Source organism: Devosia sp. (assembly GCF_014860165.1).
Lineage (GTDB): Bacteria > Pseudomonadota > Alphaproteobacteria > Rhizobiales > Devosiaceae > Devosia.
On sequence record NZ_JACZKG010000072.1, the window covers coordinates 14,047 to 40,212 of the forward strand.

Annotated in this window: 22 protein-coding genes; 10 read left to right on the top strand and 12 right to left on the bottom strand. The window is 64.0% G+C overall.

Going from position 1 to position 26,166, the window contains the following annotated elements; translation table 11 throughout:
* Positions 1–45: 45 nt before the first annotated feature.
* Positions 46–633 carry a dihydrofolate reductase family protein gene (locus tag IH615_RS18320; protein ID WP_291364169.1) on the bottom strand — a complete coding sequence of 196 codons (588 nt, stop codon included), beginning with the start codon at positions 631–633 and terminating at the stop codon, positions 46–48.
* Here IH615_RS18320 and IH615_RS18325 point away from each other — a divergent pair.
* Together IH615_RS18325 and IH615_RS18330 are read left to right on the top strand one after the other, a co-directional pair.
* Positions 633–1,139 carry a helix-turn-helix domain-containing protein gene (locus IH615_RS18325; RefSeq protein ID WP_291364171.1) on the top strand — a complete coding sequence of 169 codons (507 nt, stop codon included), beginning with the start codon at positions 633–635 and terminating at the stop codon, positions 1,137–1,139. The genes IH615_RS18320 and IH615_RS18325 overlap by 1 nt on opposite strands.
* A gap of 105 nt (positions 1,140–1,244) precedes the next feature.
* A complete protein-coding gene (locus tag IH615_RS18330; RefSeq protein ID WP_291364173.1) occupies positions 1,245–1,979 on the top strand; it encodes a head GIN domain-containing protein in 735 nt (244 codons plus the stop codon).
* Positions 1,980–2,030: 51 nt separating this feature from the next.
* On the opposite strand, the gene IH615_RS18335 is transcribed toward IH615_RS18330, so the two are convergent.
* Positions 2,031–3,710: a VWA domain-containing protein gene (locus IH615_RS18335; RefSeq protein WP_291364175.1), complete on the bottom strand. Its 1,680-nt coding sequence runs from the start codon at positions 3,708–3,710 to the stop codon at positions 2,031–2,033.
* A 235-nt stretch (positions 3,711–3,945) separates the two neighbouring features.
* On the opposite strand from IH615_RS18335, the gene IH615_RS18340 reads away from it, so the two are divergent.
* A complete protein-coding gene (locus IH615_RS18340) occupies positions 3,946–6,261 on the top strand; it encodes an EAL domain-containing protein (protein ID WP_291364177.1) in 2,316 nt (771 codons plus the stop codon).
* 73 nt (positions 6,262–6,334) lie between these two features.
* Here the strand turns inward: IH615_RS18340 and IH615_RS18345 are convergent, their stop codons facing one another.
* Positions 6,335–7,237: a FecR family protein gene (locus IH615_RS18345; protein ID WP_291364179.1), complete on the bottom strand. Its 903-nt coding sequence runs from the start codon at positions 7,235–7,237 to the stop codon at positions 6,335–6,337.
* 322 nt (positions 7,238–7,559) lie between these two features.
* Here IH615_RS18345 and IH615_RS18350 point away from each other — a divergent pair, with 322 nt between their 5' ends.
* Complete coding sequence (locus IH615_RS18350) at positions 7,560–8,495, top strand: DMT family transporter (protein ID WP_291364181.1); 936 nt, start codon at positions 7,560–7,562, stop codon at positions 8,493–8,495.
* Between the two features lie 90 nt (positions 8,496–8,585).
* Positions 8,586–9,470, top strand: coding sequence for a DMT family transporter (locus IH615_RS18355; protein WP_291364183.1), 885 nt, complete (start codon positions 8,586–8,588; stop codon positions 9,468–9,470).
* A 65-nt stretch (positions 9,471–9,535) separates the two neighbouring features.
* Here the strand turns inward: IH615_RS18355 and alaS are convergent, their stop codons facing one another.
* Both alaS and recA read right to left on the bottom strand, forming a co-directional pair.
* The gene (gene alaS, locus IH615_RS18360) at positions 9,536–12,181 is read right to left on the bottom strand and encodes an alanine--tRNA ligase (RefSeq protein WP_291364185.1); all 2,646 of its coding nucleotides are present in this window, start codon (positions 12,179–12,181) and stop codon (positions 9,536–9,538) included.
* A gap of 182 nt (positions 12,182–12,363) precedes the next feature.
* Positions 12,364–13,440, bottom strand: a complete 1,077-nt coding sequence (gene recA / locus IH615_RS18365; RefSeq protein WP_291364187.1) for a recombinase RecA — start codon at positions 13,438–13,440, stop codon at positions 12,364–12,366.
* Positions 13,441–13,731: 291 nt separating this feature from the next.
* On the opposite strand from recA, the gene araD1 reads away from it, so the two are divergent.
* From araD1 to IH615_RS18390, 5 genes are read left to right on the top strand one after another with little or no spacing between them, the layout of a single operon-like run.
* A complete protein-coding gene (gene araD1 / locus IH615_RS18370; protein WP_291364189.1) occupies positions 13,732–14,727 on the top strand; it encodes an AraD1 family protein in 996 nt (331 codons plus the stop codon).
* A 56-nt stretch (positions 14,728–14,783) separates the two neighbouring features.
* On the top strand, positions 14,784–15,803 hold the full coding sequence (locus IH615_RS18375; RefSeq protein ID WP_291364191.1) for an aldo/keto reductase: 1,020 nt from the start codon (positions 14,784–14,786) through the stop codon (positions 15,801–15,803).
* Between the two features lie 59 nt (positions 15,804–15,862).
* Positions 15,863–16,213 (top strand): metalloregulator ArsR/SmtB family transcription factor, encoded by a 351-nt coding sequence (locus IH615_RS18380; RefSeq protein ID WP_291364193.1) that lies wholly within the window; start codon positions 15,863–15,865, stop codon positions 16,211–16,213.
* Between the two features lie 11 nt (positions 16,214–16,224).
* Entirely contained in the window at positions 16,225–16,713 is a 489-nt protein-coding gene (locus tag IH615_RS18385; RefSeq protein ID WP_291364194.1) for an SRPBCC family protein, read from the top strand.
* Positions 16,710–16,889 (top strand): hypothetical protein, encoded by a 180-nt coding sequence (locus IH615_RS18390; RefSeq protein ID WP_291364195.1) that lies wholly within the window; start codon positions 16,710–16,712, stop codon positions 16,887–16,889. The genes IH615_RS18385 and IH615_RS18390 overlap by 4 nt, the downstream gene beginning before the upstream one ends.
* 106 nt (positions 16,890–16,995) lie before the next feature.
* Here the strand turns inward: IH615_RS18390 and IH615_RS18395 are convergent, their stop codons facing one another.
* From IH615_RS18395 to IH615_RS18425, 7 genes are all read right to left on the bottom strand, one after another.
* The gene (locus tag IH615_RS18395; protein WP_291364196.1) at positions 16,996–17,391 is read right to left on the bottom strand and encodes a DUF2237 domain-containing protein; all 396 of its coding nucleotides are present in this window, start codon (positions 17,389–17,391) and stop codon (positions 16,996–16,998) included.
* The gene (gene cckA / locus IH615_RS18400) at positions 17,388–19,961 is read right to left on the bottom strand and encodes a cell cycle histidine kinase CckA (protein WP_291364197.1); all 2,574 of its coding nucleotides are present in this window, start codon (positions 19,959–19,961) and stop codon (positions 17,388–17,390) included. Before cckA ends, IH615_RS18395 begins: the two co-directional genes overlap by 4 nt.
* A gap of 486 nt (positions 19,962–20,447) precedes the next feature.
* Positions 20,448–21,710 (bottom strand): tRNA lysidine(34) synthetase TilS, encoded by a 1,263-nt coding sequence (gene tilS, locus IH615_RS18405; RefSeq protein ID WP_291364198.1) that lies wholly within the window; start codon positions 21,708–21,710, stop codon positions 20,448–20,450.
* Positions 21,707–22,708, bottom strand: a complete 1,002-nt coding sequence (gene ybgF / locus IH615_RS18410) for a tol-pal system protein YbgF (protein WP_291364199.1) — start codon at positions 22,706–22,708, stop codon at positions 21,707–21,709. Before ybgF ends, tilS begins: the two co-directional genes overlap by 4 nt.
* 221 nt (positions 22,709–22,929) lie before the next feature.
* Positions 22,930–23,379: a peptidoglycan-associated lipoprotein Pal gene (gene pal / locus IH615_RS18415; RefSeq protein WP_291364499.1), complete on the bottom strand. Its 450-nt coding sequence runs from the start codon at positions 23,377–23,379 to the stop codon at positions 22,930–22,932.
* Positions 23,380–23,650: 271 nt separating this feature from the next.
* A complete protein-coding gene (tolB, locus tag IH615_RS18420) occupies positions 23,651–24,961 on the bottom strand; it encodes a Tol-Pal system beta propeller repeat protein TolB (protein ID WP_291364200.1) in 1,311 nt (436 codons plus the stop codon).
* Positions 24,962–25,019: 58 nt separating this feature from the next.
* Complete coding sequence (locus IH615_RS18425; protein WP_291364201.1) at positions 25,020–26,159, bottom strand: hypothetical protein; 1,140 nt, start codon at positions 26,157–26,159, stop codon at positions 25,020–25,022.
* Positions 26,160–26,166 lie beyond the last annotated feature (7 nt).

Consider the following 26,166-nt stretch of genomic DNA (forward strand, 5'->3'; position numbering starts at 1 on the left):
GCGCGATGATGAGGCCGGGTCCACGTGACCCGGCCTTTTTGTTTGCTAGAGCAGCGCGCCCGGCGCATAGCGATTGACGACGATTCCGCAATCGTAGCTCTGTGACCCCAAGAGGGTGAGCTGACGCGCGCCGTCACGGAAAATCGATTCACCCCCGCCCAAGGCCGCCGGATTAGCATAGAGCTGCAGTTCGTCCACGAGCCCTTCTGCCAGAAGCTCCGAAACAAGGCGTACGCCACCAAAGGTGATGATGTTCCGGCCTGGCTCTTGCTTGAGCGCCTTCATCGTTTCAGGCAGTGACCCCCTGACCGTTCGGGTCCGTTCCGAACGCGGCACAAACGACGTGTCGGTCAGCACGACCTTTTCCACCTCGACAATGTGCCGGGCAAAGGCAAAGTCCGGCATTGCGGGATAGAGCTCGGCGATACTGGTCCAGTGCGCAACGTAGTCATCAACCATCAGCCGGCTTAGCAGTATCGTATCGACCGCCGCCAGCGTGTCGTTGAACTCTTGGCGCAGCGCCGCGTCCCATGGCCAGTGTTCCACGTAGTTCCACAATTGCCATGGAACAGGCATATCGGCCCCAACAAACCCATCCGCGGAGCTCTGCATCAAAACCACTAGCTTACGCATTGTTCACTCCCAAACTAATTGCATTTAGCAAGTGGTTGCTAACAAAAGCACTTGCATATCGCAAGTGGAAATCCTACAAAGACGTCATGCGAAACCACAACCGATCCGGCTGCCCAATCAACCTCGCGCTTGAAATTCTTGGCGACCGTTGGAGCCTGCTCGTCCTGCGCGACATGATGTTTGGCGGAAAACGAACCTACAACCAGTTCCTCGAAAGCGACGAGAAGATCGCCACCAACATCCTGCGAGATCGCCTGCAAGCGCTCGTCGACGCCGGATTGCTCATCCGGGCAGCGGACCCAGCTCACAAGCAGAGGGTCACCTATCGTCTCACCGAAAGCGCCATCCAGCTCGTGCCACTCCTGGCCCATCTCGGCAATTGGGGGCAGCAGACGCTGCCGGCCGATGCCGAACTCGCCGCCAGGGCACGAGACATCTTTGCCGGAGGACCCGGCCATTGGGATGAACTGATGGGCGCTCTACGCGCGGAGCATCTGGCGGCCTGACTGCGCGATAGTGCAGCCCAGAGCAAAATTAGCGGGCAACGCCGCTTGAGCCTGGCCTGGCCATCCCCATATCCATCAGGGGACGGACCACGGAGGGAACCGAATATGCGCCACACCACCGCGATCGCGCTGGCTGCGACAGCCGGGCTGCTGCTGAGCACCACGGCCTTTGCCCAGAGCAAGGACTTCGACCTCACCGGCTTTGACCGCGTCGACATCGCGACCGGGCTCGACGCAAGAGTAACGCAGGGCGACCATTTCAGCGTCAACGCGCAATCCCGCAGCCAGGACGCGCTCGACAATCTCACCCTCACCGTGGAAGGCGGCGTGCTGCGCGCTCGCCTCGAGCAGAGCTTTCTCGACTTCATCATCAGCGGAGGTCTGGTCGGCAGGCTGCTCAACAGCGGCAACGCCGTCACCATTGACATCACCCTGCCCGCCTTGGCCGGGGCCAGCGCCAGCTCGGGCGCCGATATCGACCTGACTGGCATCACGGCGGGCGAGCTCGACCTCGATGCATCCAGCGGCGCCGACATTTCGGTGACCGACGCCGTGCTGGGCGCGGTGACCATTGCCTCGTCCAGCGGCGCCGATATCGAACTCTCCGGCACGGCCGAGACGATCGATGCCGAAGCCTCGAGCGGCGCTGGCATCGACGCCAAGGATCTCATCGCCGAGACGGTCACCGCTGCCGCATCGAGCGGCGCGAACCTGTCGGTGCATGCGACGGCCAGCCTGCGAGCGGAAGCCTCAAGTGGCGGCGATATCGACGTTTCGGGAAATCCGGCCAGTCGCGACGTGGACGAGTCGAGCGGCGGCGATGTCAGCTTTCACGACTGACCAGAAAAAAGGGCGCCCGAGGGCGCCCTTCGAATGTCCGGTTGGCAGCGGCTACTTCCTCTTGCCGCCGGCCGCAGCAGCCTCGACCGTCAGTTCGAACCGCTCACCACCCTTGATGGTGACCGGCGTTTCGGTGACGGCATCGCCTACTGTGGCGGCGACGATGTAATCGCCAGCGGCCAGCGTGGTCTGGAAGCTGGGGCCATAACCGTAGTCGAACGACTGGCGGTTGCCTTCAAGGTTCTTGGACGCACTCAGGATTTCGACAAAGTTGTCGCCCGGCGTGGTGACGGCCAGGATACCGGCATCCATGACGATGGGCACATCGACCCGCTCGCCCGTCTCGACCGAGAACGGCACTTCGCCCTTCGCGCCGCCCAGCTTGTAGGTCGCAACATAGTCGCCCTCGGCCAGATCGAAGCTGATGTCGCCGCCATAGGTATAGGCAACCGATTTGCGCTCACCCTCGAGATTTGCCTTGGCCTCGACAACCTCGATGAAGATGTCGGCTTCAACCGGTGTCCCGGCGACATATTCGGAGACAATATGGGCCGTGCCCGAGCCGACGATGACGTCTTCGTCAATGGTGTCGCCTGCCTTGGCATCGTAGCTGCGCGTGACCTTGGCTTCGCCGATCGACACATCAACCTCGAGCGCGCCTGCCGGCACCACCAGATCGACTTCACCATAGCTGGTGGTGACATATTCGCCGCCATTTCGGATTTCGACCGTGGCATCGTCATCCACCGCGGCACCCTCGCTGGGTAGCGGACGCAGCTTGAGATAGACGCCATCGAGCACGAAATGCGGCTCGGCCACCTTGCCGGCCTCGATGGTGACCGGCTGCTCCGAGCTGGCATAGCCCATGGTGGCGGTCATGATGTAGTCGCCGGGCTCCAGGGAACCCTCGAAGTCCGAATTGTAGTCGGTGCCGACCCATTCGCCCTTGCCGCCATCGGCGGCAACAGTGTGCCACTCCCAGACCAGGTCGGCACCCTCATTGGCGAGATCGGGACCGCCTTCGGACAGCGACGCCGTCGGCTTGTAGTTGTATTCAGCGACGGGCTCGGGTTCAGGCTCGGGCGCCGGTTCCGGTTCGGCCTGCACCACCTGCGCCACGGTGGTGGTGAGCGCCTCGACCAGCGCCTCGCCATCATTGGCCGACAGATATTTGCCGCCGGTATTCTCGGCGAGGCAGGCGACCTGCTGACCCTCTTCATCCGAAAGGCCGAAGCCCAGGACATGGGTTGTGAAATCGATGCCCTGGGATTCGAGTTCCGAAGCCAGGGCGCAGGGATCGACCTCGCAGGTTTCCAGGCCATCGGTGATCAGGATGACGGTCGCCTTCTGCTCGGTGAAGCGCAGGTCTTCGGCGGCGAGCCGCACAGCGTCGGAAATCGGCGTCATGCCCTTGGGATTGATCTCGTCGGCAGCCGCGGCAATGGCCGCGCCCGTGTCCAGGGCCGGCTCGATCAGCATTTCGATATCGTCGCAATTGCCCTTCTCGCGATGACCATAGGTCATGAAGCCGAGCTCAAGATCCCCCGGCAAGGTCGCGAGGACCTCGTGCAGCGTCTCGCGGGCGATGGTGATGCGGGCCTTGCCCTCGATCTGCGCCCACATGGACCCCGATCCATCCAGCACGATGATGGCGCGCTCCGCAGCCAGTGCCGGCATTGCCAGGCCGAGCGCCGCCACGGCGCCCAGCAAGAAATTTCGAACGATCCTCATAGGTAGCCCTCCATCGCCCGCAGTCCCGGTTATCGGCAACTGCCCAAACAGCGCGCGCAATTCAGATCATGGCTCAGATGACGCAGGAATGAACGCCTCATTCAGACAATAGCGCAAGTCGCCATCCGGCCAATGCGGTTCGAGCAAGTCTTTCCATTCCTGACGACATGGCGAAGACTTCGGGCTTTACCGGCGGCCCCGAATGCTGTCGTCTGGCACAAGGGGAGAACGGCTTGTGATTCAGGGCTATCGCACCGGCCTGACGGTGGCACTCATCGCAGTCCTGATCGGCATCGCGGCTATTGGCGGTTTTGCGTCGCAGGACCGTCTGTTGCAGGACGCCCGGTTCGGCCTGTCGGGCCTCACCCCGACCGGCCAGACCGTGCTCGTCGAAATCGACAGCCGCAGCATCGCCGAGATCGGCGTCTGGCCGTGGCCAAGGCGGCTGCATGCGCAGGTGTTGGACCGACTTGTCGCCATGGGCGCGGCAGATGTTGCATTCGACATCGATTTTTCCAGCGCGAGCAATCCCGAGGATGATGCCCAGTTTACTGCGGCGCTGGAGCGCGCCGGAGGCTATACTTGGCTCGGCGCCTTTCAACAGCGCACCATCGCCGACGCGCGACTATCGCTGCCCCTGCCACAGTTTCTGGCCCACGCATCGCCGGCAACGGTCAATGTGCTGCTCGACAGCCAGGGTCTCGTCAGCCAGTTTGTCACCGGCCTGCCTGTCGATGGCAGCGTCATCCCGTCATTCGCCACCGCGCTGTCGGGGCGACAACCGGCTTCGGGCGTGTTGGCGGTTGGCATCGACTATGGAATCGACGCTACCGCCATTTCGCGCTTTTCCTTCATCGACGTGTTGAACGGTCGGATCGACCCTGCCGCCCTGCAAGGCCGCGACGTTATTGTCGGCGCCACCGCGGTCGAACTGCGCGATCTCTTTCAAGCGCCGCGGTTCGGGATGATGCCGGGCCCGGTGGTCCAGGTCCTGGCAACCGAAACCCTCGCCCAGGATCGTGCCCTGCGGGATTTCGGCCTGGTCCCGTCGGCCGTGGGACTGGCACTGCTGGCCTTGGCCATGGCAGCCCTGCGGCGACGCTTGTCGATCTGGCAGCTTGGCGCATTCGGCCTTGTTGCCATGTTCGCCTGGGAGGGCATCGCCATCCTGGCCTATCTGCAATATGCGGCTGTGATCGAGACCGCGCTGTTTCTGTTCGGCGTACCCGTCCTCTACGTGTTCGAGCTGATCAGCGAGATGAGCTCGCTGATCAGCCAGCGCCGGCAGGCTCAGTTGCGCCTTGCCTATCTCGCTACCCATGATGCGGTTACCGGAACGCTGTCGCGCACGGGCCTGGTCGAAGCGCTGCCGGAACTGGGCAGCGCCGGGACCATAATACTGCTCCGGCTGCGGCGTCTCGATACTGTCCGCGGCACGCTGGGCAGCGAAGTATCGGACGCAGTGCTGGCCCATCTGGGCCGGCAGCTGGGCGACAACGCGCCGGGTGTCCTGGCCTATGTGGCCCAGGACACGTTCGCCATCTGCCATCCCGGCGCCTCTAGCCCCGAGGCCCTCGCCGCGTTGGAGAATGACATACTGTCCCGCGTTGCGCGGCTGCAGCGTGTCGGGCCCCATGTGATCATGATCGACCTGCGGCTGGCAGTGGCCACAGGCGCCAACAGGGGAGACGATCTGCTGCGACAGGCGGAGATTGCCCTGCTCGGTGGCGACCCCATCAACCGTTTCGAGGCAGGCCAGGCCGAGGCTATCGAGCAGCGGCGGCGGCTGGATACCGAGCTGCACCAGGCCATCGGCCGACAGGAAATGCACCTCGTCTATCAGCCGCAGGTCGACCTTGCCTCGGGGCAAATGGTGGGTGCCGAAGCGCTGATGCGCTGGACGCACCCCCGGCATGGCCCCGTATCACCCACGCAATTCATCCCCCTCGCCGAAGAGACGGGCTATATCGCCGAACTGGGACGCTGGGCCCTGATGATGGCCTGCCGAGAATGCGCGGCCTGGCCGTCCCCCATCCGCGTCGCCGTCAATGTCTCGCCGGCCCAGTTGCGGCTCACCGATGTGCTGGGCGACGTGCGACACGCACTGGAGCTATCAGGACTGGCGCCCGAGCGGCTGGATGTCGAACTCACGGAAGGCACATTCGTCGAGGAACTGGCCGAGACTCAAGCTCTGATGAGTGAGCTGCGGAGAATGGGCGTCCAGGTCTCGCTCGACGACTTCGGCACCGGCTATTCGGCTCTGAGCTACCTGACCAGCCTGCCTCTGGACAAGATCAAGATCGACCAGAGTTTCGTCAAGCAGATCGGCCGACCGGCGGATGATGCCCTGCTGCACGCCATCATCGACCTCTGCCGACGCCTGGACAAGAAGACGCTCGCCGAGGGGATCGAAACCGACGAACAGGCGCGGCAACTCGCGGCATGGGGCTGCCAGATTGGCCAGGGCTACCTTTTCGGCAGACCTGCCGACGGGGCCCTGATCGGCCAGATGCTGATGCGTGGCGAACGCGTTGGAGCAGGCCGCGCATAGGGTCTGTGTGGCAGCCGGGCGACTTTAGGCGACCTGCTACCGACTGAATGGTCGCTGCGGGAGTTCAATGATCCTATTTCGATCCGTTGCCCTTACCCTGGCCGTTGTTGCCCTTGTTGCCGTTGTTGCCAGCATTGCCGTTGTTACCGCCACCATTGCCGTTGCCGCTGTTACCGGCATTGCCGCTGTTGCCGCTGTTGCCGCTGTTGCCGTGGTTACCGGCATTGCCGCTATTGCCGCCGTTGCCGTTGCTACCGCTGTTGCCGTTGCCGTTGCCGTTGCCGTTGTTATCGCCGCCGTTGCCATTGTTGCCCTGGCCGTGGTTGCCGTTGTTGCCCTGGCCTTGGTTACCTTGGCTACTATTGTCCTGGCCATCCGCGGCGGGCACAACCTGCCCATCCAGGGTGACCATGGGCGCGTGCGCGCCCCCGCCGGAAACATCGAGCACGATGTCGTTGCTGACGACAGCACTCTGGCCGGGCGCAATATCGGTGGCGACGCCATGGGTATAATCCTGCACCTGCACGAGCCCGCGCGCCACATCGACGCTGGACTGGCTATCGTCAGACCGAACGGTAAACCGCGTTCCCTTGACGATGGCCGCCAGGAATGGCGTCTGGACGGAGAAATGCTGGATCTGCAGGCGCTCGGCCTCGACCGTGACGCTGCCATAGGCCTGCATGATTGTCGTCATGCGCTCGCCCTGCTTATCGAAGATGCGGATCTCGGTCGCCCCGTCCAGTTCGATGGCCTCGGCCCCCCGCGTGAAGGTGACGCGGCTGCCTTCCGCCGATCGGATGCGGCTGCTGTCACTGACGATGTCACCGCGTTGCAGTGGCATCCAGGCGCCATGGGTCATCACCAGGACCTCGCCGCGCAACCGGTCGACCATCCAGTCATCCGCCAGCGCGAATGCCGACAATCCAGTCCAGGCAAAAAGCGCCAGCGCCACCCGCAAGATACCAACTCGGCCCATTCGACCCTCCATTACTGACCAGAATTGTTAGTCTGGCACTGTCTGCAGAGTGTTAATTGTGGCCGGCGCGGGGAAGCACTCTTTGGCAGTGGCTAATGCTTTGCTATCGACAAAGCTGCATTTGCGCTGCCGCGCAGAGCAACTTGGCGGCCCGTTTTCTGGTAAATCTCTCTGGGACCTCGAGAATCGTAATCGGACCGACGGAGCAGAGGCAGCTGCCGCGCGATAGCGCCGCAGGCGACGCGAAGCCCATCGACGGCGAGAGCGGCGCGCCTTAGGGTCGTGCCATTGCCTGACGCCCTCCTTCATTCCTGGATTTGCCATGCCGATCGGCGTGATTTACGCACTTGTCGCCTATTCGGTCTATTCCTGCGGCGACGCCATCATCAAGGGCTTTGGCCAGGACCTCTCTGTGTTCGAGATTGGCTTCTTCGTCGCCGTCTTCGGCCTGATCCCCGCGGTCTTTGCCAAACCCAAAGATGAACGCTGGCGCGACAGCTTCAGGCAGCTCAAGCATCCCGGCCTCGTGCATTTGCGCTCCTTGACGGGCGTGAGTTCCTCCATCCTGGTGACGGTGTCCTTCACCACCATACCCTTTGCCGAGACCTATTCCCTGGTCTTCATGATGCCGCTGTTCATCACGGTGATGTCCGTGCTCATCCTCAAGGAGCGCGTCGACGTCGTGCGCTGGTCCATGCTGGCCCTGGGCTTTGTCGGGGTAATGCTGGTGGTGCGGCCCGGTTTCCGGGAACTGGAATTCGGCCATCTGACCGCTCTGCTTTGCGCGGTCTTCGGGGCCTCGACCACCACCATACTGCGCGTCATCGCCCCCAGCGAGAAGCGCGTGAGCCTGATCGCCCTGCCCGCCCTCTACCTGATCATCGCCAACGCCGTACTAATGGCCCCCACCTTCGTCATGCCCACCGCCCAGCAGTTTGGCCTGCTCGCCGCTTCGGGCAGCATGGTGGGCATGGGCCATATCCTGCTGATATCAGCGACGCGTAACGCTCCGGCCAGCCAGGTCGCGCCGATCCAGTATGTGCAGATTGTCTGGGCCATCGGCCTGGGTGCCTTCTTCTATTTCGAATATCCCGACCTGCTGGCCTATATCGGCCTGGGTGTGGTCGTGCTGTCCGGTCTGGTCAACGTCTTCATCGATGGCGCCCGCGCCCGCATTGCCGGGCGCTTCGCCGAGTATCGCGCCAGGCGGCCAGAGGCGCCGACCGATATCGCCGAGGTGCAGGGACCCGAAATTTAGCACGAGGACCCGGCTGGCGCCGCCGACGGTCCTGCTTGTATGGTAGGCCTCGTTTCCTCCGAGTCTTCCTCATTTCTTCGGATATTTGCGATGCCGGTCGGCGTCATTTTTGCCTTTCTGGCCTATGCCAGCTTTTCCGTCGCTGACGCGCTGATCAAGGTGACTGGACCGACCATGTCGGTCTTCGAGATCGCGTTCTTCACTACGAGCCTGTCGATCATCCCGGCGATGCTCACCAAGCGCGGCGAGCGCTGGCGCGATCTCTACAAGCTGCGGCACCCCTGGCTGGTGCATCTGCGCTGCGCCACGGCAATCTCCGGCACGGCCTGCGTGATGTACGCCTTCACCCACATTCCCTTCGCCGATGTCTATGCCATCGGCTTCCTGACGCCGATCGTGGTGACCCTGCTGGGTGTGCTGGTGCTCAAGGAGCATGTGGCACTGCATCGCTGGCTGCTATTGATCATCAGTTTCCTCGGCGTGGTGCTGGTCATCCGCCCCGGCGTGCGCGAGCTGCAACTCGGCCACCTGGCGATTTTCTGCAGCGTGTTTTTCGGCGGCATCACCACCATTATCCTGCGACATGTTGCGCCCAGGGAAAGACGGGTCAGCCTGGTCGGCCTGCAGGTGTTCTATTCGGCCCTCTTCAACGGGCTGATGATGATTCCCACCTTTGTCGTTCCATCACCAGAGCAACTGGCGGTGTTTCTCGGCATTGGCCTGCTCGGCGGTACGGGCGGCCTGCTGCTGATCGCCGCGGCGCGACGGACGCCGGCCAACCTGGTGGCGCCGGTACAATATAGCCAGCTGATCTGGGCGATCGTCTTCGGAGCGCTGTTCTTCAGCGAATATCCCGACTATGTGGCGGTCATCGGCCTCGTCATCGTGCTGGCGGCGGGCCTTGCCAATGTGCTGACCGAGAAGCTGAAAATCGTCTGGAAGCCGCGCATCTTCTTCTGGCGCACGGGGCTTTAGGGCGACACTAGCCCAGAAATGGAAATCCCCGCTTTCGCGGGGATCGCCTTCTATTACCGGGGGGCTTAGAGCGCGGCGCGAACCGCCGCTATGGCCTCGGCGGCCTTGGAGCCATCAGGACCACCGCCTTGCGCCATATCGGGTCGGCCGCCGCCACCTTGCCCGCCCAGCGCTGCCGTGGCCAGCTTGATCAGGTTGCCGGCGGCATAGCGCGCGGTGAGATCATCGGTAACGCCGATGGCGACCGTGCCCTTGCCGTCATCGCCCTTGAGCACGACCGTCACTACGCCCGAGCCGATGCGCTTCTTCTCGCTGTCCACCAGGCCTTTGACATCCTTGGCGGCAATGCCTTCGACGCTGCGGCCGACATAGGTCACGCCATTGACCGTTTCGTCGGCGGTCGCTGCCGCCCCGGCACCACCGCCGCCGAGCGCCAGCTTCTTGCGGGCATCGGTCAGCTCACGCTCGATCTTCCGGACATTGTCCTGCAGCGCCGTGATGCGATCGAGCACTTCGTGGCTGCCGGCACGGAGCAGGCCAGCAGCGGCATCGACAATGGCAACATGGGTATTGCCGCGATGGCGCGCCGCCTTGCCCGTCAGCGCCTCGATGCGACGCACCCCAGCGCCGACCGCGCTTTCGGCAACGATGGAAACAAGGCCGATGTCGCCGGTGCGGCGCACATGGGTGCCGCCGCACAGTTCAACCGACCAGCCCAAGCCGTTGCCGGTGGGCTCGCCCATCGCGACCACGCGCACTTCATCGCCATACTTCTCGCCGAACAGGGCGCGCGCCCCCGATTCCTTGGCTTCTTCCACACCCATCAGGCGCGTTTCAACCGGCGTGTTCTGCAGGACGATGGCATTGGCGATGTCTTCCACCTCCGCCATTTCCTGCCCGGTGACCGGCTTGGTATGGACGAAGTCGAAGCGCAGGCGATCGGCCGAGACCATCGATCCCTTCTGGGCGACATGATCGCCCAGCACGATGCGCAGCGCCTCGTGCAGCAAATGGGTTGCTGAGTGGTTGGCGCGGATCGACGAACGGCGATCGTGATCGACCAGCAGCGTCAGCGGCTGACCCAGCTTCAGGTTGCCCTCGGCAACCGTGACCTTGTGGGCGAAGACGCCGTGGTGCTTCTGCGTGTCGGTGACCTTGGCGGCCACACCTTCGCCGTTGAGCACACCGGTATCGCCGACCTGACCGCCGCTTTCACCATAGAACGGCGTCTGGTTGAGGACGACAAAGCCCTCTTCGCCGGCCGCCAGGGACGCGACTTCCTTGCCGTCCTTGAGCAGCGCCTTGACTTCGCCCTCGGCGGTTTCGGTTTCATAGCCCAAAAACTCGGTCGGGCCGAGCTTGTCGGCCAGGCCATACCAGACCGTGTCGGTGGCAGCTTCCCCCGACCCGGACCAGCTCTTGCGCGCCTCAGCCTTCTGGGCGGCCATGGCGGCATCGAAACCGGCCTGGTCGACGCTGATGCCGCGCAGGCGCAGGGCATCCTGGGTGAGGTCGAGCGGAAAGCCATAGGTATCGTAGAGCTTGAAGGCGGCAGCACCATCGAGCACTGCACCTTCGCCCATCTCGCTGGTCTCTGCATCCAGGATTTGCAGCCCGCGGCCCAGCGTCTTGAGAAAGCGGCCCTCCTCGAGGCGCACGGTCTCGGCGATCATCGCCTCGCCGCGGCTGAGCTCGGGATAGGCCTGGCCCATCTCGCGCACCAGGGTGGGCACCAGCTTGTGGATCACCGGCTCGTTGCTGCCCAGCAATGTGGCATGACGCATGGCGCGACGCATGATGCGGCGCAGCACATAGCCACGGCCTTCATTGGATGGCAGCACACCCTCGGCGATGAGGAAGCTCATCGAGCGCAGGTGATCGGCAATGACGCGCAGGCTTCGATTGCCCTCGCCATCGATGTCGGCACCGGTGGCATTGGCCGTGGCCGCAATCAGCGAGCGGAACAGGTCGATATCGTAATTGTCATGCACGCCCTGCATCACCGCGGCGACGCGCTCGAGGCCCATGCCGGTATCGATGGAGGGGCGCGGCAGGCCGGTCCGAGAACCGTCGCCATGCTGCTCGTACTGCATGAAGACCAGGTTCCAGATCTCGATCCACCGGTCGCCATCTTCCTCAGGCGAGCCCGGCGGGCCGCCCCAGACATGGTCACCATGGTCGTAGAAGATTTCCGAACACGGGCCACAGGGTCCGGTATCGCCCATCTGCCAGAAATTCGACTTGGCCCCGAGCCGCACGATGCGATCCTCGGAAAGGCCGGCAATCTTCTTCCACAGCTGCAGGGCTTCGTCATCGTCCTGGTAGACGGTGACCATCAGCTTGTCCTTGGGCAGGCCCCAGTCCTTGGTCAGCAGATTCCAGGCCAGCTCGATCGCTCGATCCTTGAAGTAATCGCCGAACGAGAAGTTGCCCAGCATTTCAAAGAAGGTGTGGTGGCGGGCCGTGAAACCGACATTGTCGAGATCGTTGTGCTTGCCGCCGGCGCGCACGCATTTCTGTGCCGTGGTCGCGCGGGAATAGGGGCGCTTCTCGACACCGGTAAAGGTGTTCTTGAACTGCACCATGCCCGAATTGGTGAACATCAGCGTCGGATCGTTCCGCGGCACCAGCGGGCTGGACGGCACGGCCTCATGACCATTGCGGGCAAAATAATCGACAAAGCTCGAACGGAGGTCGTTTACGCTGGTCATCGGAAGGCTTTCATTCGGGAATTGGCGCCGGAGCGCCGCAGACGTTTGGCAGGCTTTCTATCGTGCAGTTTGCCGCGCTGTCCAGCATTGCGGCAGGGCAAGGGCGGATGGCGTCCGGCAGACAAAGAAAAGGAGGCACCGCCTGCGCGATGCCTCCGAAATCCCTGCATGGGAAGAATGACTTATTCGGCGTCGTCACCGGCGTCATCATCACCGCCCGAGACCAGCAGCACCTCGCCGAGCAGGCCCGAGCTTTCGCGCACGCCCCGTTCGATCGTGGCCGCCGCTTCCGGATTGTCCTTGAGGAACTGGCGGGCGTTTTCACGCCCCTGCCCCATGCGCTGGCTGTCATAGGAGAACCAGGCGCCGGACTTCTCGACTACGCCGGACTTGACGCCCAGATCGAGCAATTCGCCCGTCTTGGAAATGCCTTCGCCATACATGATGTCGAACTCGACCTGGCGGAATGGCGGGGCCAGCTTGTTCTTGACCACCTTCACGCGGGTCTGGTTGCCCACGATCTCTTCGCGATCCTTGATGGCGCCGATGCGGCGGATGTCGAGGCGAACCGAAGCATAGAACTTGAGCGCATTGCCGCCCGTGGTCGTCTCGGGCGAGCCATACATCACGCCGATCTTCATGCGGATCTGGTTGATGAAGATGACCAGGCACTTGGACTTGGAGATGGACGAGGTCAGCTTGCGCATGGCCTGGCTCATCAGGCGAGCCTGCAGGCCCGGCAGGGAATCACCCATTTCGCCTTCGAGCTCGGCGCGCGGCGTGAGGGCCGCCACCGAATCGACCACCAGCACGTCGATTGCGCCGGAACGCACCAGGGTATCGGTGATTTCGAGCGCCTGCTCGCCGGCATCGGGCTGGGAGATCAAGAGGTCATCGACACTGACGCCCAGCTTGCGGGCATAGATGGGGTCGAGGGCATGCTCGGCGTCGACGAAGGCGCAGATGCCGCCGGCCTTCTGGGCCTCGGCAATGACATGCAGCGCCAGGGTGGTCTTGCCCGAGCTTTCCGGCCCAAAGATCTCGACGATACGGCCCTTTGGCAGGCCGCCAATGCCCAGCGCGATATCGAGGCCGAGCGAACCGGTCGAGATCGATTCGACCTCGATCGACGACGCTTCGCCAAGGCGCATGATCGAACCCTTGCCGAAATTGCGCTCGATCTGGCCGAGCGCGGCGGCAAGCGCCTTTTCCTTATCCATCGATCCACCTTCAACTACACGAAGCGGGGCACTCGCCATCTAGACTCTCCTTATTCCACGCTCTGGGAGGCCGCGCAACGCGCCGACACCTGATGTGGCCATGCATTGAATGTGCGCTATTTGTTCTCATCTTGTTCCGGAACTGTCAAGGTACAAAGTGAGAACATCAACGCTATGGAGGGAGAATTGCCGACGTCCCTGACAGAGGGTGTCAGCAGTGACGTCGGTTGGCCCGGTCAAATAAGTATGATTTTTTGACTTGCCTCGCCGAACCATGTTGCGCTTTATGCCTGCAACCGGGCTCCAGGGCCCAGCGAAGGAGCCGTGCACATGAACCTGATTCAGTTTTTTGACCTTAACGGCGAGCGCGCAGTCGCGGCCGTCAACAATGGCACGGCCCACGTCGTTAATGGCGCGACCAGCGTCTACGCCCTTGCGATCGAAGCGCTGTCCCGCCAGGGAGGGCTCGCTGCACTGGTCGCGCAGAAGGGACTCGGCGACACGGTGGATCGCGCCGCAATCCTGGCCGAGGGCCGCATGCTGGCGCCGGTCGATCATCCCGATCCGGCCCATCTCTACGTCACGGGCACGGGCCTGACCCATCTCGGCTCGGCCGCGACGCGCGACGCCATGCACACCGCCAATAGCGGCGCGACCGAGACGGGCCTCACCGACACCATGAAGATGTTCCGCATGGGCCTCGAGGGCGGCAAGCCGGCCGACGGGCTCAAGGGCGTGCAGCCGGAATGGTTCTACAAGGGCAACGGCTATTCGGTCGTCAATCCGGGCCACCCGATCCCCTCCCCGGGCTTCGCGCTCGACGCGGGGGAGGAGCCCGAGATTGCCGGCATCTATATTATCGACCAGAACGGCCAGCCGCGCCGGCTCGGCTTCACCCTGGCCAATGAGTTTTCCGACCACGTGACCGAGCGGGTCAACTATCTCTACCTCGCCCATTCCAAGCTGCGGGCCTGCGCCTTCGGTCCCGAGCTGCGCATCGGCGACCTGCCCGCCCATATCGAGGGCAAATCGCGCATCTGGCGGGATGGCAAGGTGTTGTGGGAAAAGCCCTTCCTGTCGGGTGAGGACAATATGAGCCACACCATCGCCAACCTCGAATATCACCACTTCAAATACGACCTGTTCCGCCACCCCGGCGACGTGCATGTGCATATGTTCGGCACGGCGACCCTGAGCTTTGCCGACGGCATCAAGACCCAGCCCGACGACATCTTCGAGATCGAGGAAGCCCAGTTCGGCGCGCCGCTGCGCAACCCGGTCCGGACGGAAGTCGAGCATCCGGTGATCGTCGGCAACGTCTATTGAGCTTGAAGCCGGGCAACTAACATGTCAGTTATCCCTCCGCCGGTTGGAGGGATAACATGATTGCTCGCACATTCGAAAAGCGCCGCATCGGACGCACCGATCTCGAGGTGACGACGCTGGGGTTGGGCGGGGCATCGCTGGCCGGCATCTTCTCGGCCGTCCCCGCCGAGCAGGCCCGCGCCACCGTTGCCCATGCGCTCGATGTCGGCATCAACTATGTCGATACGGCCCCCCAATATGGCCTGGGCCGCTCCGAGCACCTGGTGGGGGATGCGCTGCGCGAACGGCGCGAGGGCGTGGTGCTGTCGAGCAAGGTCGGGCGCCTGCTGAAGCCGGTTGAGCCCGCCGAGCAGGACAAGGGCAACTGGGTCGACCCGCTGCCTTTCAACCAGCTCTACGACTATTCCTACGATGGCGTGATGCGCTCCTTCGAGGACAGCCAGCAGCGGCTGGGCCTGAACCGGATCGATATTCTCTACGTCCACGATATCGGCGTGGCGACCCATGGGGTCGAGGGCAACAAGCCGCTCTGGGCCCAGCTTGCCGGCGGCGGATACAAGGCGCTGCGCGAATTGCGCGATGCCGGCGTCATCAAGGCCATTGGCCTGGGCGTCAACGAGTGGCAGGTGCTGATGGACGCGTTTGCACTGGGCGACTGGGACGTGTTCCTGCTCGCCGGGCGCTATACGCTGCTCGAGCAGACCTCGCTCGATCCGTTCATGACCACCTGCGTAGAGCGCGGCGCCTCGGTGGTGATCGGCGGCCCGTTCAATTCGGGTATTCTGGTGGGCGGCGACAAGTTCAACTATGCCAAGGCGCCCGAGGAGATCGTCACCAAGGTGCGGGCCATTGAGGCCGTGTGCCGCGAATTCGGCGTCCCCCTGCCCGCCGCGGCACTGCAGTTCCCGCTGACCCATCCAGCCGTCTGCAACGTACTGCCCGGGCCGCGCTCGCCGCAGGAGCTGGACGGCATTCTCGACTGGTGGGACGCCAAGGTGCCGGACGAATTGTGGACCACGCTGGCCGCAAAGGGCTTGCTGGCCCCAGGCACACCCATTCCCGGCGGAACGGCTTGACGATTCTACGGCTGAAGCGCAATATAACCTGATGGTTCTGAAACCTGAAAGTTATAGTCATGCCGACGCCAGCCGCCCTTGATGCCACCTTCCAGGCACTCGCCGATCCGACTCGGCGCGCCATCCTGGCGCGCCTGGCGCAGGGCGAAGCCTCGGTGATGGAGCTGGCAGAGCCTTTCGCCATGAGCCAGCCGGCCATTTCCAAGCATCTCAAGGTGCTGGAGCATGCCGGGCTGATCTCGCGCAGCCGCGATGCACAGCGCAGGCCCTGCAAACTGGAAGCGGCGCCGCTGGCCGAGGCAACCGGCTGGCTGATCGAATACCGCAAGTTCTGGGAAAAGCAGTTCGGCCAACTCGATGACCTGCTCGATGAACTGAAACGCCTCGAGGCCATGGCCGGCAAGAACTGAGGAGACCCGACATGACCTTCGGTGGACCGCTGACCATCACCCTGCCCGCAGACAACCAGATCGTCATCACCAGGCAATTCGATGCACCACGGCATCTGGTTTTTGCCTGCTATACCCAGCCGGCGCTGATCCGCCGCTGGCTCAATGGCGCCGAAGGCTGGATCATGACCGTCTGCGAATTCGACGCCAGGGTGGGCGGCAAGTATCGCTACGAGTGGAAGGCACCCAGCGGCTATGTAATGGGCATGGGTGGCGTGGTCACGGCGATCGAGCCGGTATCTCATGTCGCCAGCGCCGAGCTGTTCGACGACGACTGGACCGGCGGCGAGACGGTATCGACGCTGGATTTCGACGAGGAAAGCGGCCGGACCACGCTGGTCAATACGATCACCTATTCGTCCAAGGAAGCCCGCGACGGCGCCCTGGCGACGCCGATGGCCGAGGGCATGGAGTTTGGGTACAAGAAACTCGATCAGGTGCTGGCGGAGCAACAACGATGAACGATCCTCGCGTTTCGGCCCTGATCTGTGCCGCGGTGGCAATCTGGCTCGGCTACACGATCTTTTTCGCGGCGGAGGCGCCGAGTACGTTCCTGCTGGTAGCCCAATGGACATTCTTCCTCGTGGCCCTGGCAGGGCTTAGCGCAGCGCTGGCGCGCATTCTGCGTGGACGCTAAGAGAGAGCAGTAGACCTCATCCTGAGCCCGTCGAAGGACGAGGTCGTGGCAGGATACGTGTGCCCGACCTCGTGGTTCGACAGGCTCACCATGAGGTCTCTCCCGATCAGTTCAGATCCAGAGCATACGCCTTGAGCACATCCAGGGGGATAAGTCCGAGCACGGCCTGATTGGTCGAGCGCAGGAAGACCCGCGGCGCCTTGCCGGCCTGATGCGCCTGCTGCCAGCGCTGGGCGACCAGGCACCAGCGATTGCCGGCAACGAGGCCGGGAAAGGCGAATTGCGGCATCGGGGTCGACAGGTCATTGCCGACCGAGGCCGAGAACGCGAGGAAATCGTCAGTCGCTTCGATGCAGACCAGATGCACTGCGGCGCTGTCTGGCCCGGCGGCGCAATAGCCGGTGCGAAAGAAGCCGGTCAGCGGATCGCTGGAACAGGGGCTGAGCGGTTCGCCGAGCACGTTCAGCTCGGTTGGCCCCTCGAACCGCCCCTGCTCATTCAATTGACATCACCCTTGCCAATCTTTTGCAGCACTTCCTTGACCTTGGTGTTGATCTGGTCGAGCGAATACGGCTTGGACAGGAATTCGACGGACTGGTCGTCCTCGATGTCGCGGCGGACGCTTTCCTCGGCATAGCCGGATACGAAGATCACCTTGAGATCGGGCATTTCCTCGCGGACATGCTTGAGCAGCGTCGGCCCATCCATCTCCGGCATCGCGACGTCGGAGATCATCAGGTCGATCTTGAAGTTCTCATCTTCCAGCACTTCAAGCGCCTGTTCGCCGCCATCGGCCTCGAACACCTCATAGCCCGTCGCCCGCAGCGCTTTGGCTGAGAAGGCGCGGACGCTTTCCTCGTCATCGACCAGCAGAATACGCTCATGGCCTGTCAGGTCGCGCACTGGCGCCGCAGCAGCTGCCACCTTGGCGGCCTGTTCGGACGCGCTGGCCACATGCCGCGGCAGGAATATCTTGAACGTCGTGCCGACGCCGACCACCGAGACCGGGTAGATATAGCCCTCGGTCTGCTTGACGATGCCATAGACGGTGGAAAGGCCGAGGCCCGTGCCCTTGCCCAATTCCTTGGTGGTGAAGAAGGGCTCGAAGATTTTCTGCAGGACTTCCGGGCCCATGCCGGTGCCGGTATCCTGCACGTCGATCAGCACATAATCGGCCGGCACCATGCCCTCGAAGGTCATGCGCTCGGCCTCGGACCGCTCGACATTGGAGGTCCGGATGGTTATGGAGCCGCCATGGGGCATGGCGTCGCGGGCATTGACCACCAGGTTGATGATCACCTGTTCGAGCTGCACCACGTCGGCCCGCACCGGCCAGATATTGCGGCCATGCTCGACGGTCAGCGTGTTCTTTTCGCCGATCATGCGCTTGAGCAGCACGGTGAGGTCATCGACGATCAGCGGCAGTTCCAGCACCTGCGGGCGCAGGGTCTGGCGGCGCGAGAAGGCCAGCAGCTGGCGGGTGAGACCGGCGGCGCGGTTGGCATTCTGCTTGATCTGCATCAGCTCGCTGAATGAGGGGTCACCCGGCTTGTGCTTGAGCAGCAAGAGGTCGGAAAAGCCGATAATGGCCGTCAGAAGATTGTTGAAATCATGCGCCACGCCGCCGGCAAGCTGGCCCACGGCCTGCATTTTCTGGCTTTGGGCAAACTGCGCCTCCAGCTTGCGCTGGTCGGTCATGTCGAGGGCATAGACATTGACCTGCTCGGGCGAGCCGGCGCTCATCTCGGATGACGACAGGTAGAGCCGCACGGCGTGATCACCCTCGGCACTCAGCAGGGCATCCACCGGCTCGATTTCGGAACGATGCGCGGCCGCGTCGGCCATGGCGCGGGCGAATTTCTCGCGACTGCCCTCGCCGATCAGCTCGGCCAGCGGCTGCAGTTCCAGGCTCTTTTCTTCGCCCGACCAGCGGAAGATACGGCCGAAGGGGGCATTGGTGCGGATGATGCGCCCTTCCCCGTCCAGAGTGGCAATGGCGAAGGGCGTGTCGTTGAAGAAGCGCGAGAACCGCACTTCGGCGGCGCGCAGCTCTTCCTCGGTGTCGGGGGCGTTGGACTTGTCGAGGACGAGGGTGCGCGTCTCGCCCAGTTCGCCATCGGCGAGGCGGGCGGCGCGATGCATCAGGCGCACGGGGAAGCTCGTGCCATTGCGTCGCACGAGGTCGATATCGATGATTTCGGTGCGGATTTCACCATCGCCGCGGCCGCGCATCAGCAGGGACGCTCCATCGCCGCGGACGAGGTCGGACAGGCGCAGGTGGCCGGAATTGAACTCGGCCAGGTCATAGCCGAGCCAGTCGGTCAGCGTCGAATTGAGATATTGAATGCGCCCATGCGCATCGGCGGAGAAGAAGCCGGCCGGTGAATGGTCGAGATAGTCGATGGCGCGCTGCAGGTCGCGGAAGGCGCTTTCGTTATTGTCGCGGTCGCGGGTGATATCCTCGACCGACCAGATCACCATGGGGGTGCTGGCCTCGTCGGATTCGGGCAACGGGCGCACCGCCACCCGATACCAGAATGGCTTGGCGCTATCGGCCAGCGAGCCGCCCAGGCCACCGACAATGCGGATGTCCTCGACCGCCGACCGACCATCCTTGGCTGCGCGCGACAGCCGGTAGATGGCTTCGCTCGCGTCGGACTGACCCGCAAACAGGCGCGGCACGCCCACCGGCACCCCGTTGGTCACGGCGCCGGCAAAGCTGCCATAATGCGCGTTGACGTAGGAAATCTTGCCATCGCGATCCGAGACGACCGCGCCGAAGGGCAGGCTGTCAACAACGGCATTGGAGATGGTGCGCCGCTCCTCGCCGCTGGCGAAGCGGAAGAGGCCCGCAGCCAGGCCGAACAGGCAGAACACGCCCACGACAGCAAGCACGCCGATGAAGGTCATGATCGCGTCGGCCGGAATCCGGTCGCTGAACAGGGCAAATACCACGGCAATGCCGACCAGAAGCAGCCCGAGCACTACAACGCGCCACAGCCCGGCACTGCCCCGCCCGGCCGCTACGAGCGGATCGGGGTAATTGTCATCGCCAGCGGGCGTCGATGCCATGGGTCAGGATGCTCCGTAACCAGTGAGTCGGGCCGAATCAGGCACTTCGTAATGGTCTAGCAAATGGCCCAGCCATGCGGGAGCTTCATCGCGCTTTTCAACACGGGATCGCCGCCAGGCGTGGCGTTTTCGCCGGGCATGCGCAGGCGCCGCCTGGATCGCGGTTGTCGTGGGTTCGGTTCGCTCGGTGTCGAGACGCCAAGGGGGCGCTCAGAGAGCTATGGTGGCGAGGCGCGTGCCTCGAAGTGGTAGATGACGGAAGTGAGGCCTTTGCCTCGCCACCACGCCAGGATTTTCGCGGGTCCGGGCCAGGTACGCTGTGTCGCAAGCGCAGCTGCCGAGTTCCCCCCGCCCAACGGGAGCGACCTCCCATCCCTGGCTGCCTCCACGGTCATCACTCGTCATGACCGGCTCTGCCGTGAAGATGGAAGGAGTATGCGCGCCATTTGACGCATGGGGATAAGTCGTCGGGCGCGGGGCAATCCCTCAATCGATCAGCAACTGCACCTTGATGCGCTCGTCGAATGACCACCCGCCCAGTGACAGCACGCCGCCACCGGCATCGCGGACGATCGGCGCGGTGCGGATGGCCTCGGCGGGCGCCGTGACCTTGAAGCCGAGGAATTCCTCGAGCCGGTGGCGCGGCAGGTAATCGGCGACGCTGGCGGTGAGGCTCGCTTCGGGCGAGGCATTGACGATGCGAAAGCGCTCGTCCCAGACCAGTTCGCCATGCGGCGCCAGCAAGGCGTCCGGCGGCAGCGAGCGGCCCGGCTCGCGGGCCACGACAAGCGCGCCGTCCTTGATGCGGATGACGCAGCCGAGCACGGTCGTCGCCTTGGCCAGGCCGGCCTCCGCAATGGTCTGGCGCAGCCGCTCCACCGCCCCCAGGGCACGCGGCTTCTGCCGCCCGCCGACAATGTTCAGCACGCGGCCAAGCAGGCGCGTAGAAATAGCGGGGCTCAGGCCCACAAACGGCGCCAGTTCGATCCGCGCCGCACCGAACCCATCGAGCCGCACGATCTCGCTGAAACAGCCATCGGCCATCTGGGCGATGGCGGCGTCGGCCTCGGCCATGCGGGTGGCAAACAGCGCCACGGCCCCGGCATTCAGGCCCAAGGCAGCCAGTTGCGGCATCGCCTGGCGCCAGCGCACGCGCTCGTAATGGGGGTCGGCATTGGACGGATCGGCCGCCGGGACGAGCCCCGCCGCGTCGACAACAGCCCGCAGGGCCGCCGGATCGACACCGAGCAGCGGACGATGCACCCTGATCCCCTCGATATCGGCCATCGAGGTCATGCCCTTGAGGCCCTCAATGCCACTGCCATGCGCCATGCGCATCAGCACCGTCTCGGCCTGGTCCTGCAGGTGATGGGCGGTGAGGAGGACCGTCGCGCCATCCTCGGCCATGGCTGATCCCATCAGCCGGTAGCGGGCCGTGCGGGCCGCCTCCTGCACGCCAGCTTCGGGCTTGGGCCCGGTCCAGGCGAGGCCACGCGCGGCCAGCCCGAGCGCCGCCGCAGCCTCCAGCACCATGGCGACTTCGGCTGCCGCTTCCGGGCGCAGCCCGTGATCGACCGAATAAACGACGATCCGCGGCGCTGCCTCAAGTCCTGCCGCCCAGCGTTGGGCCAGCAGCATCAGGGCAAGGCTGTCGGCCCCGCCCGATACGGCCAGCGCGAGCGCCGGCTCACCCGCCGCGGCAACGAACAGGGTCTCAAGCCCTGCAGCGTCGTCGAGGTCAGGGGTCATGCGGGCGGGCATTCAGCCCGGGACTTCTCCTCGCCCAGCCGCGTCACAAAGGCGGGCTCGAGCGTGGTGTAGCGCTTGTCGATCTCCGCAAAGGTGCGGCAGGCGGTCTCGCGCTCGCCGGCCCCCGAAAGCGACATGCCGAGCTTCAGCAGCAGGTCCGGCGCCTTGGGACTGTCGGGCGCCTTCTGGAAGGCATTGAGCAGCACCTCGGCCGCCTCGTCATAGGCGGCGCGCTGGATCAGCACATCGCCCAGGAAGTTGGCGGCATCAGGGGCCTGTTCGCTATCGGGATAGAGATCGAGATACTGGCTGAACTGGTCCTCGGCAAAGGCATAGTCGCCCTTGGAGAGGGCGTCGTAGCCGGCGGCAAACTGCGCATCGGCATCGGGATTGCCCGAATTGGCCGCTGCCGGATCAAAGCTCAGATTCATCGGCTGGCCGGTGGTGAGATCGACGCCACCGGCAGCCCCCGTCCCCACCAGCGGATCGGACGATTCGCCCACCGCATCGGCAGGCGCGGCGCCCGAACCATCGTCAAAGGTCGGGTCGAACTCGGCCTCGCCGGGCAGCGGCTGCACGCCCTGCTCAGGCACCACGGTCAGCGGCACGCCGTTGGCGTCCACGGGCACGGCATTGGGGTTCTGCGGCAACGCCTCGGGCTGCGTCGCGCCGCCCGCTTGGGTTGCCGCATCAGGTTTTGGGCCGGCACCGCCTTCCAGCGCCTGGAGGCGGAAGTCGGTATCTTCCTGCATGCGATTGAGCAGTTCCTGCAGCTGCGTCAGCTGGAAGGTCAGCCCCTCGATCTGCCCGTTCTGCAGCCGCAACTGCTCTTCGAGCTGCTGGATGCGCACCATCAGCTGCGCTGTATCCTGCGCCTGGGCCACGCGAATTCGGGGCGGCTCGGCATTGGTGAGGGTCAACCCGCTCAGTTCGCCCGGCGGCATGGGCGTGGTCTGCGCCGACATGGCGGGAACGATGATGCCAAGGGCGATGGCCACGGTGCAAAGCGCCGTACGTCCCCCTCGAAGAATTGCCGATAACTGCAAACGACGCCTCCAAACGCGCTGAACCAAGGCACAACATGGTGCCGATGCAGCTGCCGATAAAGGGCAATTTTGGTCAAAAGAAAGCGCCCGGGCCAAATACGCGGCACCGGGCGCTCTTGCCTCCAGTTTGCACTGGATCTGTTTGGCTCTCCCCGCTGGGGAAAGCCGAATTGTTACTGCACGACAGTGACCGCGCGGCGGTTCTGGCTCCAGCAGGAAATGTCGTTGCAGATCGCCACCGGGCGTTCCTTGCCGAAGGACTGGGTGGTGATGCGCTGCGAATTGACGCCCTTGGAGACGAGGTAGTTGACCACCACCGAGCCGCGACGGGCACCCAGGGCGATGTTGTATTCGCGGGTACCGCGCTCGTCGGCATGGCCTTCGACCATGATGCGGTAGTTCTGGTACTGGTTGAGCCACGCGGCCTGCTTGTCGAGGGTCGCCATGGCTTCCGAAGTCAGCGAGCTCGAGTCGGTCTCGAAGAACACGCGGTCACCGACCGAAACCAGGAATTCCTGCTGGCTGCCCGGCGCACCGCCGCCCGGTCCGAGATTGCCGACGCCGGTCGGCATGGCATTGGGCGTGCGCGAACAGGCCGCGATGACCACGACGAAAAGCAGCATCGCGGCAGCGCGCAACGCGGTATTGAAGGGTGCGGTAATGACCACGGGGAGGCTCCTGAAAGGCAACAATCTTAAGCACGGCATTTACCGCGCTTAATCTTAAGGCCGGGTTTTCCAGAGTGGTTAATCTTGTCCTATTCAGGCGCCAATGTGGCGGGAATCCGGGCTTTTTCGTGATGGTGCGCAATTGCCACAGGGTTGGCGGCGGATCACGTTAAGGTTAAACGGGTGGCCTCTTACCTCTCCCTTTGGGGGAGAGGTGAAGGCAGACTTAACCCCGCAGCCCCGACCAGGCCGGATCGCTGGCATAGCTTTCGGTCGGGATAGTCAGCAGGTTCCGGCCCCAGATGTCCACGCTCATCAGCTTGGGGCCGTCATTGCCGCCCGGATCTTGGAAGAACATGATGACGCGACCGTTGGGCGCCCAGGTGGGACCTTCAGCGTGGAAGCTCGAATAGAGCATGCGCTCGCCCGAACCATCCGGGTTCATGATGCCGATATTGAACTGGCCGCCCGACTGGCGCGTAAAGGCGATGAGATCGCCCTTGGGCGACCAGACCGGGGTCGAATAGCTGCCCTGGCCGAAGCTGATGCGCTGCGCATTGCCGCCGCCCGAACCCATCATGTAGATCTGCGGCGAACCGCCACGATCGGATTCAAACACGATGCGGCTGCCATCCGGCGAGAAGGACGGGCCGGTATCGATGGCTGCGCCCGAAGTGAGCTGCGACGGCGTGCCGCCTGATGTGCCGACCGAATAGATATTGGTGGCGCCACCCTGCTCGACCGAAAAGACCACGGTGCCACCATCGGGCGAGAAGCGCGGGGCAAAGGTCATGGCGCCGACATTGGCGAGGCGCTGCTGGCGGCCGGTCGACAGCTGCAGCAGGTAGACCTGCGGATTGCCCTCGGCGAAGTTCATATAGACCACCATGTCGCCATTGGGCGAGAAGCGCGGCGTCAGCGCCATGGTCGTGCCATCGGTCAGATACTGCACATTGGCGCCATCCTGGTCCATGATGGCCAGGCGCCGCACGCGATTGGCCTTGGGCCCGCTTTCGGCGGTGTAGATGACGCGGGTATCGAAATAGCCCGTGCCGCCGGCCAGCGATTCATAGATCGCGTCCGAGATGATATGGGCCACGCGGCGGCTCGAATTGGGATCGGTATTGTAGCTCTTGCCGACCACCTGCGCCGCCTGCTGCGTATCCCAGACGCGCACCGACGAGGAAATGGTGCCACCGCGCTCGACGCCACCCATCACCAGCGCATCGACATTGGCCGTGCGCCAGATGTTGAAATCGGGCGTGTTGTTGACGTCGCCCACCTGGATCGGCAGCGAAGCCGGATCGAGCGGCAGGAACAGGCCGGAGCGGCGCAGGTTATTGCGCACGATATCGGCGATTTCCTTGCCGAAGGCCGGGTCCGCCGAGGCGAAATCGGGGATGGCGATCGGCAGTGGCTGGAAATTGGCGCCCTCCACCACGACCCGCAATTGTGCCAGTGACAGTGAGGTGCCAGCGAGCAGCGCTCCGCCAGCCAGGCCGAGCTTGAGCGCATTGCGCCGGGTGATGAGGGTCATATCAGTCTCCATTCTCGCCGTTGGCCGCATTCTGCCGGCCAAACAAGCCAATTCAAAGTCACGGCCGTAGTTCCACTTCGATCTGCCGCCACTCGCCATAGGCGTCGGCAGAAAGCATCGTATAGGGGCCGCAATTGGTCACTGCCCGCTGCGCCGCCCGGGCCAGCATGAGGCCTGAGGGCGACTGGTCCGAGGAGACGATGGCCGGCACGCCATTGACGGTACCATCCTGGTTCATGCTGACCATCAGCGTCACGGACATTCCATAGTCGGCCGGCATCACGGTCCAGCACTGCTTGATCTTGGCGACAAAGCCATCGATCACCGACTGGCTGAGCCGCGCCGAAGTGCCGTCCGTATCGCCCAGCGTCGGCGCACCACCCTGCCCGGTTGTGCCGCCGGTGGTGTTGTCGTTGTTGATGATGGCGGAAATATCGTCGGCCAGCGACGCATCGAGTTGCTCGACCGGCTGCTCCTCTGCCGCCTGCTCGGCGGCAGCGGCGCGCTGGCGTTCCTCCTCCTCGCGCTTCTTGCGCTCCGCTTCGGCCGCCGCGAACTGCTGGCGCAGCTGCGTCAGGTTGGTCGGCCGCGCCGCGGGCGTCGGCGCCGCGACGGCCGGCGTCACCGGCTCAGGCGTCGGTTCCGGAGTGGGCTCAGGGGTCGGCTCGGGCGTGGGTTCCGGCGTCGGCTCGGGTTCTGGCTCCGGAACGGGCTCTGGAACCGGTTCAGGTTCGGGTGTCGGTTCTGGCGTGGGTTCGGGGCGGGTCGCCGGTACAGGCGGGACCACAGGTTCAGGGGTCGGTTCTGGCTCCGGCTCCGGCGCGGGTACTGGCTCGGGCTCGGGTTCCGGCAAGGGCTCGGGCTCGGGCGTTGCCTGCGGCGCGGGTGCGGTATTGGTGACCGGGGTCGGCGTTGGAATATCTGCCGGCGACGGCGTCACCTGGTCTTCTTCGGTATTACCCGTCGGCTGGGCCAGCGCCGCCTGCTGATCGTCCTCGACGATGGAGGGCGTGTCGGTCTCCACGATCTCGCTGTCGAGCTGACCGGCGCGGATGTTGGAATATTCCTCGATCGGCACCAGGTCGACCGCGATGGACTCGACAACCGGCTGCAACGGCTCCGCAAGCCCCAGATTGATGAGGCCGATGGCCAGCACCGCAATGTGGGCAAGGATGGAGACGGTTACGCCGGTACGCATCGGACTG

What these genes read in the sequence shown, in the direction of transcription:
- IH615_RS18390 (WP_291364195.1), top strand. Translation starts at nt 16,710, where the DNA reads ATGAACGATCCTCGCGTTTCGGCCCTGATCTGTGCCGCGGTGGCAATC.
- IH615_RS18320 (WP_291364169.1), bottom strand. Translation starts at nt 633, where the DNA reads ATGCGTAAGCTAGTGGTTTTGATGCAGAGCTCCGCGGATGGGTTTGTT.
- tilS (WP_291364198.1), bottom strand. Translation starts at nt 21,710, where the DNA reads ATGACCCCTGACCTCGACGACGCTGCAGGGCTTGAGACCCTGTTCGTT.
- tolB (WP_291364200.1), bottom strand. Translation starts at nt 24,961, where the DNA reads ATGACCCTCATCACCCGGCGCAATGCGCTCAAGCTCGGCCTGGCTGGC.
- IH615_RS18335 (WP_291364175.1), bottom strand. Translation starts at nt 3,710, where the DNA reads ATGAGGATCGTTCGAAATTTCTTGCTGGGCGCCGTGGCGGCGCTCGGC.
- cckA (WP_291364197.1), bottom strand. Translation starts at nt 19,961, where the DNA reads ATGGCATCGACGCCCGCTGGCGATGACAATTACCCCGATCCGCTCGTA.
- IH615_RS18385 (WP_291364194.1), top strand. Translation starts at nt 16,225, where the DNA reads ATGACCTTCGGTGGACCGCTGACCATCACCCTGCCCGCAGACAACCAG.
- IH615_RS18380 (WP_291364193.1), top strand. Translation starts at nt 15,863, where the DNA reads ATGCCGACGCCAGCCGCCCTTGATGCCACCTTCCAGGCACTCGCCGAT.
- IH615_RS18355 (WP_291364183.1), top strand. Translation starts at nt 8,586, where the DNA reads ATGCCGGTCGGCGTCATTTTTGCCTTTCTGGCCTATGCCAGCTTTTCC.
- pal (WP_291364499.1), bottom strand. Translation starts at nt 23,379, where the DNA reads ATGCTGCTTTTCGTCGTGGTCATCGCGGCCTGTTCGCGCACGCCCAAT.
- IH615_RS18425 (WP_291364201.1), bottom strand. Translation starts at nt 26,159, where the DNA reads ATGCGTACCGGCGTAACCGTCTCCATCCTTGCCCACATTGCGGTGCTG.
- araD1 (WP_291364189.1), top strand. Translation starts at nt 13,732, where the DNA reads ATGAACCTGATTCAGTTTTTTGACCTTAACGGCGAGCGCGCAGTCGCG.
- IH615_RS18375 (WP_291364191.1), top strand. Translation starts at nt 14,784, where the DNA reads ATGATTGCTCGCACATTCGAAAAGCGCCGCATCGGACGCACCGATCTC.
- IH615_RS18345 (WP_291364179.1), bottom strand. Translation starts at nt 7,237, where the DNA reads ATGGGCCGAGTTGGTATCTTGCGGGTGGCGCTGGCGCTTTTTGCCTGG.
- alaS (WP_291364185.1), bottom strand. Translation starts at nt 12,181, where the DNA reads ATGACCAGCGTAAACGACCTCCGTTCGAGCTTTGTCGATTATTTTGCC.
- recA (WP_291364187.1), bottom strand. Translation starts at nt 13,440, where the DNA reads ATGGCGAGTGCCCCGCTTCGTGTAGTTGAAGGTGGATCGATGGATAAG.
- IH615_RS18350 (WP_291364181.1), top strand. Translation starts at nt 7,560, where the DNA reads ATGCCGATCGGCGTGATTTACGCACTTGTCGCCTATTCGGTCTATTCC.
- IH615_RS18330 (WP_291364173.1), top strand. Translation starts at nt 1,245, where the DNA reads ATGCGCCACACCACCGCGATCGCGCTGGCTGCGACAGCCGGGCTGCTG.